The organism is Pseudomonas sp. PONIH3, assembly GCF_002934345.1.
In the GTDB taxonomy this organism is placed as follows: Bacteria; Pseudomonadota; Gammaproteobacteria; order Pseudomonadales; family Pseudomonadaceae; genus Aquipseudomonas; species Aquipseudomonas soli.
The window spans coordinates 2,970,001-2,982,370 of record NZ_CP026386.1; the positions used below are offsets into that span (position 1 = coordinate 2,970,001).

At 66.3% G+C, this 12,370-nt stretch carries 6 protein-coding genes (1 of these 6 cut by a window edge); 3 read left to right on the forward strand and 3 right to left on the reverse strand.

Going from position 1 to position 12,370, the window contains the following annotated elements; translation table 11 throughout:
* Positions 1 to 631, reverse strand: partial view of an MFS transporter gene (locus C3F42_RS13750; RefSeq protein WP_104444545.1) — the start only. Its footprint begins 926 nt before the window's first position; 631 of the gene's 1,557 nt are visible here — the first part of the coding sequence; it begins with the start codon at positions 629 to 631; the stop codon falls past the left edge of the window.
* A gap of 151 nt (positions 632 to 782) precedes the next feature.
* Here C3F42_RS13750 and C3F42_RS13755 point away from each other — a divergent pair, with 151 nt between their 5' ends.
* The 3 genes from C3F42_RS13755 to cysC are packed head-to-tail and all read left to right on the forward strand — an operon-like array spanning position 783 to position 3,293.
* Positions 783 to 1,655: a LysR family transcriptional regulator gene (locus tag C3F42_RS13755; protein WP_104444546.1), complete on the forward strand. Its 873-nt coding sequence runs from the start codon at positions 783 to 785 to the stop codon at positions 1,653 to 1,655.
* Entirely contained in the window at positions 1,645 to 2,661 is a 1,017-nt protein-coding gene (locus C3F42_RS13760) for a hypothetical protein (protein ID WP_256586303.1), read from the forward strand. Before C3F42_RS13755 ends, C3F42_RS13760 begins: the two co-directional genes overlap by 11 nt.
* Before the next feature lie 56 nt (positions 2,662 to 2,717).
* Positions 2,718 to 3,293, forward strand: coding sequence for an adenylyl-sulfate kinase (gene cysC, locus C3F42_RS13765; RefSeq protein WP_023631771.1), 576 nt, complete (start codon positions 2,718 to 2,720; stop codon positions 3,291 to 3,293).
* Between the two features lie 32 nt (positions 3,294 to 3,325).
* On the opposite strand, the gene C3F42_RS13770 is transcribed toward cysC, so the two are convergent.
* Complete coding sequence (locus C3F42_RS13770) at positions 3,326 to 4,822, reverse strand: TolC family protein (RefSeq protein ID WP_038707307.1); 1,497 nt, start codon at positions 4,820 to 4,822, stop codon at positions 3,326 to 3,328.
* Positions 4,823 to 4,885: 63 nt separating this feature from the next.
* A complete protein-coding gene (locus C3F42_RS13775; protein WP_104444547.1) occupies positions 4,886 to 12,280 on the reverse strand; it encodes an Ig-like domain-containing protein in 7,395 nt (2,464 codons plus the stop codon).
* Positions 12,281 to 12,370 lie beyond the last annotated feature (90 nt).

Genomic DNA, 12,370 nt, shown 5'->3' on the forward strand with positions numbered 1-12,370 from the left:
GGTAGCCCAGGCCACCGGCGAAAGTCAGGCTGCCCAGTGGATCGAACCGCGCCGCCGAACCGTCGCGGGACTCCTCGATACTGCGTACGACCATGAACGCCAGCGCGATCACCAGCGGCAGGTTGATATAGAAGATCCAGCGCCAGCCCAAGGTACTGGCGATCAGCCCACCGAGCAGCGGCGCGAAGGTGATGGTCGCGCCCATGCAGGCGCCCCAGAAGGCCCAGGCCCGCATGCGTTCCTGCGGCGCATGGAAACGGTGGCCGATGGCGGCCAGCGCGGCAGTCAGCAACAACGCGGCACCGATGCCCTTGGCTGCGCGGGCCAGATCAAGCAACAACAGGCTCGGCGCGGCGCCGCACGCCAGCGAGGCAGCGCCGAACAGCGCCAGGCCGAGCAGCAGCATGCGCCGCCTGCCGAAGCGGTCGGCCAGGCTGCCAGCGGGTAGCAGGCAGGCAGCGAACGCCAGCAAGTACGCACTGACCACCCATTCGATGTCGCTGAACGAGCCGGACAGATCGCGGGCAATGCTGGGCAGGCTGACCGCGACGATGTTGGTGTCGAGGATGATCACGGCGCACACCGCCGAGGCAGTGAACAGGGTGAAGCGTGGTGAGGCGGCTGCAGGCATGGCAAGGCTCCATTATAGAGAGCAGGCAGGTCGTCGCCGCTTTACCGCCACGACGCCAGCCTTGTAGTGTTGCCTCAACCATAACGCCGCAGGGCGCCCGGCTTGTTAGCCAGCACGTCCCGCGTCATTAGCGCCTGGCTAACGAGGCCCCATGGAGATACGTCACTTCCGCTACTTCCTTGCCGTCGCCCGCCACGGCCACTTCACCCGCGCTGCCGAGCAACTGGGCATCGCCCCGCCGACCCTGAGCCGGCAGATCCAGGACATGGAGCGTGAGCTGGGCGTGCGGCTGTTCGAACGCAGCCAGCGCGAGGTAAGCCTCACCGCCGCCGGCCAGGCCTTGCTCACCGAGGCCGAACAGGCGGTGCAGCAGTTCGACGCCGCGCAGTTGGGTGCGCAGCGTGCCGGTCGCGGCGACAGTGGGCGGATCGAGCTCGGCTACGTTGCCTCGGCGGCTTACTCCGGTACCCTGCAGCAACAGGTCAGTCGGTTTGCCCAGGCTTATCCCGGCATACAGCTGAACATTCGCGAAGTGCCCATGCTCGAGCTCCCCTCGCTTGTCGAGGAGGGCCAACTCGACCTCGCCTACTTGCGCTCGCCGATGGAGCTGTCGCAGACCCTGAACGCCATCGCCCTGCATCAGGAAGGTTTCGTCCTGGCCCTGCCGGCCAGCTCGCGCCTCAACGAACTGAAGACCATCCCGGCCTCACGCCTGGTCGACGAAACCTTCATCTTGCCCGAGCAGATTTCCGGCACCCTGGCAATTGCCAGCCAGGGCAGTTTCACCCCGCGCCAGGGGCCGCAACCGGGCAGCCTGGTGGCGGTGCTCACCCTGGTGTCACTGGACCAGGGCGTGGCCGTGGTACCGGCGTCGGTGGTCCAGCGCATCAGTTTGCCCCAGGTCAACTACCGGCCCATCGCCGACGCCCAGGCAAGTTCATGGCTGAGCCTGGTGCACCGCCGCTTCGAAAAGTCGCCCGCGGTGCTGCGCTATATAGAAGGAGTGCGCCAAGGTGCCGAATGATCACCTACGTGCCGGCTATCGGGCACTGCTGGTGTTGCTCGCCTGCCTGGCCTGGCCCGCGTGGGCCGGCGACACCATGCAGACGATGACGCTGGGCAAGCCTGTGCCCTACCCTTTCTTCACCTATGCCAATGCCAGGCTCGACACCCGCCTGCCAGTCCAACATGCAGTGATCGTGCTCCATGGCGTGCACCGTGATGCCGACCACTACTATCGCAGCGGCCTGACCCTGCTCGGCAATGCGGGACTCACCCAGGACGACACACTGCTGCTGGCCCCCCGCTTCTTCAGCGAAGACGATCCCCAGGCAACGCCCACTCCGCCCTTGTGGGTGAAAAGCCAATGGTTGCAGGGCCACGAGTCCGTGGCCGGACGTTCCGGCATCTCGGCATTTGCCGTGCTCGACGACCTTCTCGCCTACCTTGCCGATCGTCATCGATTTCCACACCTTGAAGACATCACCTTGATCGGCCATTCCGCCGGTGGCCAACTGTTGCAGCGCTACACGCTGCTCGGCACGGGCGACCAGGCGCTGCGAGCCCTTGGCATCCATGTGCGCTACATTGTCGCCAGCCCCTCCACCTATCTGTACCTGGATGCCAACCGCCCCCTTGGCGAAGGCTTCGACCCTTTACCTGCCGCGCAGTGCGCCGACTACGACCGTTACCGCTATGGCCTGCCAGGCGCACCGGACTACTTCGTCACGCAGCATCTCGATGCCCGCCAGGTGCTGGGCCGCTACGCCGCACGCGACGTGACCTACCTGGTCGGCGAGCGCGACCGCCACCCCCACAGCCGGATCATGGACCGCAGCTGTGCAGCCCAGGCCCAGGGCAGTGACCGGGTCGAGCGGCAACTCAACTACCTGCGCTACGAGGCTTTCCTGGCCCAGCGCTGGTCGATTGCGCTCGCGCATCGTCAGTACGTACTGCCCGGAGTCGGCCATGACCCCGCCCGCCTGCTGAGCGATCCAGGCGTTGCCCAGCTGCTTTTCCCCGGCCACTGACATTCCACCACGCCGCGCAGTACACTCGGGCCCTCCCCCTTTCGGAGACGTCCAAGGTGCATCACGCAGGAAGCGATGAACATCCACCGGCACGTGCCCGAGCTGGCGCGGTCATCTGGCTTACCGGACTCTCAGGTGCGGGAAAGTCGACACTGGCCCAGGCCCTGGCCCGAGAGCTCCATGAGCTGGGACATGGCTGCTACGTGCTCGACGGTGATGTACTGCGCACAGGGCTGAATGCCGACTTGGGTTTCTCGCCCGAGGATCGCCACGAAAACATCCGCCGCACAGCCGAGGTGGCGGCGCTGTTTGCCGATGCCGGGCTGATCTGCATTGCCGCGTTGATCTCGCCCTATCGCGCCGGACGCGCCACCGCGCGCCAGGCCTGCAAGGCGGGCTTCCACGAAGTGCACGTCAAGGCTGATCTGGCCACTTGCGAGGCCCGCGACCCCAAGGGCCTGTATCGCCGCGCCCGAGCGGGAGAGCTGCCGGCCTTCACCGGGATCGATGCGCCCTACGAAGTGCCGGAGCGACCGGAGCTGGTGGTGGAGACGGCAAAAGTGCCGCTGGCGATAGCCACGGCGCAACTGCTGGCGTACGTACAGCAGCGGGTACTGCACCAAGCGCAGTAGGCGCGGGCTGACCCCGCGCCTGCTGGTTGCGCTCAACTGCCCGGGGCGATATCGCCACGCTGCCAGCGTGCCTCGTTGTTGCCCAGGGCCTGGGCAATGTCGGCGAGCTCGCCGGACGGCAGGGTCTGCGGCAGCGGGTCGAGCCCGGCGCTGGCGAACACCTGGCCATAGCTGTTGCGCAGTTCGGCATAGGCCAAGTCGCGGCGCAGGTCGGCCTGCAGCGCATTCAGTTCCCCCTGGATCAGCTCCAGCTCGCCAATGCCCTGCGCCTGGTGGCGATTGCGCAGTTGCTCGACGATCTGCTGGTCAAGGGCGACCAGTTGCTGGCTGGTGGCGAACTGGCGGCGAGCTTCGTTGTAATTGGCATTGGCCACGTAGAGCTGGGCCAGGATGGCCATCGACATCGCCTGGCGACGCGCCTCGACCACCTGCTCGCCGGCCTTGGCCACATCGATGGACGCCGGCCCCGATAGCACGTTGAACAGGTTCCAGGTGACCTTGACGCCATAATCGGCCCAGTGCTGGTTGGTCAGGAAGCTGTTGCTGTCGTAGTGCCCGCCCGCCGAGAACTCCAGCCCCGGCAGCATGCGCAGCATCGACTTGCGTACCTCGGCGGCGCTGATGCGGGCCTGGTAGTCCTGCTCGCGCAATTCGGGGCGCGTGGCCAGGGCCTGCTGCTCCAGCGCTTCGAGGCCTACCTTGAGCTCCGGTACACTGTAGTCATCGGTGGCGGCGAGGGTCAGCTCGCTACCCGGCGGCAGGTTGATCAGCGCCCCCAGTTCAGTCTTGGCCAGCGACAGCGCGCGACGCTGTTCCTCCAACTGGCGGGTGGCCTCGATCAACGAGCGCTGGTAGTTGAGCGCCTGGATCGGGTCGCCGATGCGCTGGTCACCCATGCGCTGGCTGTTGTCCCGGGCCTGCTCGACCCGCACCATCAGCGCGTCGATCTGCTTGAGCAGGCGCTCGGCGGCGACCGCACGCCAGTAGGCCGAGCGCACGTCCTGGATGATGGTCTGCACTACCTTGCGCCGGCGTTCCTGGACGATCAGGCGCTGATCGCCCTGTTGCTTGGCGCTGACATAGCTGACACCGAAGTCGAGCACGTTCCACACCATGGTCAGGTCGGCCACGTCGCGGTCGCGGTCCTGGGAGGTCGATGGCTCCAGGGACTGGGTATTGGTCAGTACGCTCTGGCTGCTGGATGCGCTGACGTTGCTGCGCCCGGCGTAACCGGCAGACAGGGCCATGCGCGGCAGCATGTCGAAGGTGGCCAGGTCGACCTGGCGCTGGGCCAGGGCTTCCTCCATGATCTTGAGGCGTGCCTCCAGGTTGTACTTGACCGCACGGGCCATGGCCTGGTGCAGGGTCAGCGGCCCGTGCAAGGCCTCCTGGCCCTTGAACATGCTGGCAAGGTCAGCCCGCGCCCGCTGCTCGCTGACGCTGCGGTCGATGGGCTGGGTCTTGACCGCGCACCCTGTTACCGCCAGTGCCAGTACGCTTACCGCAAAAATCCTCGATGCTCTGCTCATCCCTGTCCGCCCCCTTGGTACGGCACTGCTTTTCTTCTAATTGGATTGCTCGCGTGCGCAGGCTCAGGCCTGCGGCACGGGTACCTCGACCTGGCCCAACGCCTGCGCCAGTTGCCTGGCCTGGTGTTGTTCCCCCTCCCGGAAGGCCTGCAACTGCTGCCCGAGGGTCGGTGCCCCGGTCAGGCCCTTGCCCGCCCCCGCCTCTGCCCCCTGGCGGAATGGCTTGCCACCGCTCAGTTCATACTGGCCACCGTCATCCGGCAGCGTCTTGTCGAAGATGTTGGCCAGGCTGCTGGCCCCGAAGACATTGGCGTCACCGCCACCAAAGCCGAGGAAACCGGCCCCCGAACCGTTGCCGATAGCGCTGTCGGCGTGCTGGCCGGCGAATACCTGGGCCAGGTAGCTGGGCGCCAGCGCACCGTTCTGGATGAACAGATTGCCCAAGGTCGGCAGACCGCCGCCCACTGTCGGCACTTCGAACAACGGCTGTGGCAGCAGCGGCGACTGGAACGGTGCCGTTGCCGGCAACGGTGCGATCACCACTGGCGTGCCTGGGCTGGCCTGGCCCGGGCGCGCCGGTGGATAAGCGCGGAATTCCGGATCACCGTCGGTAGACTGCAATGTCACGCGTTGGCCGGCGAAGCCGCCGACCAGGTCGTTGCCTGCACCATCGCGAATGCCGGTGCCACTGGCCTTGAGCCCAAGGGCCAGGCCACCACTACCCGCTACCCCTGCGACATTGACCTGCCAGGTATGACCGTCGAGGCGTACCAGCGACTGCAGCGTGCCGCTGGCGTTGCCGCTGGTCAGCAGTTCGAAGTCGCCCAAGTCCACACCGCTGACATCCTCGCTGAAGGTCACGGTAAAGGACTGGCTGCCCGGCGTCGGCGACGGATTCGCCACGATCGAGACCACGCTGGGTGGCGTGCCGTCGACGATGACCCCATGGGTATCGCCAATATTGTTCAGCCCCGGTGTCAGTTGGTTGCCGGCCGCATCGTGCAGACTCGCGCCATTGGCCGACAGGCCGAGCACCTGGATGCCGTCGGCATCGTTGTCGCCGGCCTGGATCTGGTACTGGAACACCAGCGTCGGCGTGCCTGAACCGGCCACGAAATCGGCGTAAACCGTGCGCCCGCCGACATCCAGGGCAAGCCGCGGCACACCGTCGACCAGCACCGCTTCGCTGGTGTTGACCACGAAGGTGAGCACATCGCCCGTGTTATAGGGGACGCCGACCGGCACGCCGACACTGCTCACCGTGGGGGCGTCGCGGTCGATGTTGTATGTGGCGCCGGTCAGGCCACCGACCAGTGCGTTACCGGCCACATCAGTGATACCCGTGGCACTGCCATTGAGGTTCAGGCCCAGGGTGCCGGTGCCGTGCACGCCACTGACGGTGATCACATAGACTCCCCCGCCCAGCGCTTGCAGGCCGCTGAGCGCACCGCCGGCCGAGCCGGTGCCGACCAGGCTGAAATCGCTGAGGTCGACGCCATTGACCTGCTCGTTGAAGGTCACGGTGAAGCGCACGCTCTGGGCGTTGCTCGGCGACGGGTCGAGGGTGACGATGCCGACCGCGCTCGGCGCCTGGGTATCGACCAACACCTGGTGGGTATCGGCCACGCCATTCAGGGTCAGGTCCATGGCGTTGCCCGCGGCGTCGACAAGGGTCGCGCCATTGGCGGCAAGGCCAGTCACGGTGATGCCGTCAGCGTCGTTGTCACCGGCCTGGACGACGTACTGGAACACCAGGGTCGAGGTGCCGGCGCCCGCCACCAGTTCGGCAAACACCGCGTGCCCGCCGATATCCAGAGCCAGGCGCGGCGCCCCCGTGACCTGGACCGCTTCGCTGGTGTTGACCACGAACACCAGCGAGTCGCCGGCGTTGTAGGAAACCCCCGCCGGGCCACCGACGCTGGTCACGCTGGGAACGCGGGTATCGATGACATAGTTGTTGGAGTCGGTACTGCCCACCCCGGCGTTGCCGGAAGACACCCCGACCACACCGCTGTTGTCCAGGGTGATCAGGTTACTGGTGTCCTCAACCTGACTGCCAGGTGTCAGGGTCGCGGTCCAGGTGATGCCGCCGTCGCTGCTGCTCAACCCGCTGAGGGTGCCGTTGGCCACCGTCAGGTCGGCCAGGGTGAAGCCACTGACCGCCTCGCTGAAGGTGATCGTCACCAGGCTCGACTCGCCCGTGCGCAGGGCCGTGTCGGCAACCACGACAGTGGCGGTGGGGACGACGGTGTTGACCGTGTAGTTGGCCGATGAGGTAGTGCCGACTCCGCTGTTGCCGGCCAGGTCGGTGTAGCCGGTGTTGTTCAGTACGATCAGGTTGGTGCCGTCCTGCACACCGGTGCTTGGCGTGAAGATGGCGGTCCAGGTGATACCGCCGTCGGCGCTGGAGAGCGCGCTCAAGGTGCCGTTGGCCACGGTCAGGTCGGCGTTGCTGAAGCCGGTTACCGCCTCGCTGAACGTGATGGTCACCAACGAGGTTTCACCGACACGCAGATCGCTGTCGGCCATGACGATGGTGGCGGTCGGGCGCTGGCTGTCGATGGCGTAGTTGTTCGAGTCGGTGCTGCCGGAACCGGCGTTGCCAGCGGTGTCCGTCACCCCGCTGTTGTCCAGGGTGATCAGGTTGGAGGTGTCGGTAATGCCGGCGGTCGGCGTCAGGGTCGCAGTCCAGGTGATACCGCCGTCGTTGCTGCTCAGTCCGCTCAGGGTGCCGTTGGCCACGGTCAGGTCGGCGGTGGTGAAGCCGCTAACCGCCTCGCTGAAGGTGATGGTCACCAGCGACGTCTCGCCAATCGCGAGGCTGCTGTCGGCCACCACGATGGTTGCGGTCGGGCGTTGGGTGTCGATGGCGTAGTTGTTCGAGTCGGTGGTGCCGGAGCCGGCGTTACCGCTGCTCGTCCCGACCACGCCACTGTTATCTAGGGTGATCAGGTTGCTCGCATCCTGGATATTGCTGGTTGGCGTGAAGGTGGCGGTCCAGGTGATGCCGCCGTCGGCGCTGGACACCGCGCTCAGGGTGCCATTGGCCACCGTCAGGTCGGCATTGGTGAAACCGCTCACCGCCTCGCTGAACGTGATGGTCACCAGCGAGGTTTCACCGATACGCAGCGCCGCATCGCTTACCACCACAGTGGCCGTGGGTTGCAAGGTGCTGACGCCGTAGTTGTTGGAGTTGGTGGTACCGCTGCCGGCGTTGCCGGCCAGGTCGGCCACCCCGCTGTTGCTCAGGGCGATCACGTTGGTGGCGTCCTGCACGTTCACCGAAGGGGTGAAGGTCGCCGTCCAGGTGATGCCGCCGTCACTGCTGGAAAGCCCGCTCAAGTTGCCATTCGGCGCCGTCAGATCGGCCAGGGTGAAGCCAGTGACCGCCTCGCTGAAGGTAATGGTCACCGTGGTGGTCTCGCCGACGGTGAGATTGTTGTCGGCGACCACGATGGTGGCCGTCGGCCGCTGGGTGTCGATGGTGTAGTTGTTCGAGTCGGTGCTGCCGCTACCGGCGTTGCCGGCCAGGTCGGCCACCCCGCTGTTATCCAGGGTGATGAGGTTGCTGGTGTCGGTGATATTGCTCGACGGGGTGAAGGTGGCCGTCCAGGTGATCCCGCCGTCGCTGCTGGACACCGCGCTCAAGTTGCCGTTGGCCACGGTCACGTCGGCATTGCTGAAGCCAACTACTGCCTCGCTGAAGGTGAAGGTCACCAGCGACGTCTGGCCGATGGCCAGGGTGGGGTTGGCCACCACGATGGTCGCGGTCGGGCGCACGGTGTCGATGGCATAGTTGTTCGAGTTGGTGGTGCCGCTGCCGGCGTTGCCGGCGGCATCGCTCACCCCGGTGTTGTCCAGGGTGATGAGGTTGGTCGCGTCGCTGATGGCGCTGCTCGGAGTGAACGTCGCGGTCCAGGTGATCCCGCCGTCGCTGCTGGAGACAGCGCTCAGGGTGCCGTTGGCCACCGTCAGGTCGGCATTGGTGAAACCGGTCACGGCCTCGCTGAAGGTGATGGTCACCTGCGACGTTTCACCGATGCTCAGGCTGCTGTCGGCCACCACGATGGTCGCCGTCGGGCGCTGGGTGTCGATGGCATAGTTGTTCGAGTTGGTGGTGCCGCTGCCGGCGTTGCCAGCGGCATCGCTCACCCCGGTGTTGTCCAGGGTAATGAGGTTGGTCGCGTCGCTGATGGCGCTGTTCGGGGTTAGCGTCGCGGTCCAGGTGATCCCGCCATCACTGCTGGACACGGCGCTCAGGGTGCCGTTGGCCACCGTCAGGTCAGCATTGGTGAAGCCGGTCACGGCCTCGCTGAACGTGATGGTCACCTGCGACGTTTCACCGATGCTCAGGTTGCTGTCGGCCACCACGATGGTCGCCGTCGGGCGCTGGGTGTCGATGCTGTAGTTGGCCGAACTGGTGGTGCCAGCACCAGCGTTGCCGGCCAGGTCGGTGACGCCGGCGTTGTTCAGGGTGATGACGTTGCTGGCGCTGGTGATGTTGCTGGTCGGGGTGAAGGTGGCGGTCCAGGTCTTGCCGCCATCGCTGCTGGCCACCGCGCTCAGGGTGCCGTTGGTCACCGTCAGGTCGGCATTGGTGAAGCCGCTCACCACCTCGCTGAAGGTGATGGTCACCGTCGCCGTCTCACCCACTTTCAGGGCCGTGTCGCTGAGGCTGATGGTGGCGGTTGGCGGAACCGTCTCGTGTATGGCCACCGTGACCGACGCCGCGCTGGAAGTGGCACCGTCGCCATCGTTGATGGTGACCGACAGGGTACGGGTGGCCTGGCCGATGCTGTTGGCGGCATTGCTGTTGTCGTAGGTGAGGTTGCGCACCACCGCCTGGACCGCCGCCGCCGTGGCATTGCCGTTGAATGTCAGCACCAGGTTTGCGCCCCCCGTGCCTCCGGTGTAGGTGCCGATGGCCACGCCGCCGTAGCTGACCGTGTTGCCGCTGACGCCGATCTGCCCGACGCCATTGCCCTGGTTGCGAATGCCCAGCACATCTTCGCCGGCTACGCCGTTGGCGCTCACCGCCACGGTCAGGTTGCCGCCGGAGAAGTCGGCCGAGTCGCTGTCGGTAACGGTGGCATTGCCGCCGCTGTCGAGCAGCACCGAGCCAGCGCCTTGGGTGAAGGTCTGGCTGTCGCCGTTGAGGTTGGCGATCACCGGCGCGGCGTTGAGTGGCTGGACCACCACCGAAGCGGTGCGGGTGGTGCTGCCCATGTCGTCATTGACGCTGACCGTCACGCTGCGGGTGCCGCTGGTGTATGCCCCGGTGCTGTTGCCGTAGGCCACCACGGCGAGGATCGAGCGGTACTGGGCCAGGGTGGCCACACCGCTGAGCGACAGCACCGTGGTGCCGGAGCCGCTGATGGTGATGCCGTAGCTGGCCGCGGTGGCGATCTGCCCGGCGCTGAGCGACAGGGTTTCGTTGCCGCCGTCGAGCACGCCACCGAGGGTCAAGGTCGCGCCGCTGACCTGGGTGTCGCCGTCGGTCTGAGTGAGGCTGATATTCGGCACGATGGCCACCGGCGTGCCGGCGAAGTTGACCGTGCTGTCGTTGCCGCCGGTGCCGGTGTCCAGGTCGACCACCGGCGGCGCCGAATACAGCACCTCGTAGGCGCCGATATCAACGCCACCGCCACGGGGCCGGTCGAAGCCGCGCAGGTCGGTGAGCGGTGCGCCGGCGAGGGTGCCCTGGTCGATGGCGTTGCTGGCGGTGCTGGCCAAGCGGTAGTCACCGGTGGCGGTGTTGACGAAGTTGACCGCGGTACCGATCAAGTTGGTGGTGCTGGTGTAGCCGCCGCCAACGCCACCATTGGTGGCCGCATCGAGCTGGGTGCCGTTCACGGTATTGCCGGTGAGAATGCTGTTCTGCACCGTCACCGTGCCGGCCTGGCCGCTGACCCAGCCGAGGCCGCCCGAGGTGATGCTACCGGTACTGGTGTTGAGGAACACGTTGTTGGCGATGGTGCTGTTGGTGATGCGCACCGTGCCGCCGCTGTTGCTCAGCACGATGATCGAGCCGGCCGCCACCGTGCCGGTGGCGCCGTAGGTGCCGGTGTTGTTGTAGATGGCGACGTTTTCCAGCACGTGGTTGTTGGCGCCGCCCAGGCGCACGAGCGTCGACATGGCGGTGCCGCCGACAATGCTGGCGCTGTTGTCGTGGATCGTGGTGTTGCGCACCACCACGGTGGATCCTGCGGTGGTCGCCGAGTTGATCACCGTGCCGGCGTTGCTCTCGAAGTTGGAGTCCTCGACGGTGATCGAGCCGCCGTTGGCGCGGATCGCGCCGCCAGCAATGTTGCTGGAGAAATGGCGGAAATCCAGGTTGCGCACGGTCAGCACGCCCCCGCCGTTGCTTTGCAGGCCCGAGGCTTCGAGGGTATCGCGGGTACCGTTGTTGTTGACGTCACCGCTCAAGATGATGTCGCCCTTGCCGTCGCCGTCGACATCACCGTTGATAGTGATGTTGCTGGTCACCGCCAGTGCCGTGGCCGAGGACCAGCGGATGGTCTGCCCTTTCAGGTTCTGGTGGAACACGATGATGTCGCTGCCGCTGCCTGCGGCCGAGCCGTCCACCGAGGTGTCGGTGTTCGCGGCCTGGATGGCCTCGGCCAGGGACACCTGGCCATCGTTGGTGATGGCCGACGCATCGGTGGTGGTGACGGTGATGGTCGCAAGCGAAGTGTTGAAAGCCGACAGGTTGCCACGCTGCACGCCGACGTCCGTGGCAACCACCCCGGAGACGGTCTCCAGCGCCCAGTCCTCGCCGGCGCGGTTACCGGTGGCGTCGGACGAAGCGCCTACATCCGCACCGCTGAGCCGCGCCACTTCGTTGACGAACAGCTGGCCGTCGCTGCCGGCCCCGGTGTTGCAGGCAAAGAACCGGATGTCACCGCCCGGCGCCAGGCTGTTGCCAATACGCGCAAGGTCCGCGCCGTGGCTGGCCAGCTGGTTGGCCCAGATGGCGTTGCCGGCCAGGTAGACATAGCCCTTGTCACCGTGGCTGATGATATCGATCGAGGTCACGTCGTTGCGGCCATCGAGGTAATCGGCGATCTGCTTGAAACCATCCTTGCCGTTCTCCAGCACCACCACTTCGACCCCGGCGGGCAGGCCGGCAATGAGCTTCTGGTAGTCGCTGACGGCGGAGTCGACGAATACTACTTCGTGGTTGCCCGAAGCTGCCGTGACCGGCGCGGTGGCGGGCGCCGCCTCGTGGACGGGCTCGTGGGTGGCGCTGTCGCGGGTGCTGGCCGCATCGCTCGCGGCGCTGGTGTCCTTGGCCACGCTGGCGGCTGCGACTGCTTCGACCGCCTGGGCGCCCTGGTCGGCGACCACGCCCACCGAGGCGTCGAACATCATGCGCGGCTCCAGGGCCTGGATGAGGCTCGGGCGGCTCGTGGAAACGTTGGGTGTGTGGGTGTCCTTGCCGCGTTTCCAGAATGCCATGATGCCCTCGCTCAGCCCTGGGGCTGGTTGTGCGTGCCGCCCTTACGGGTGAGGACGGCCTGTCCTTGTTGGAAAATCCTGAACGGACGA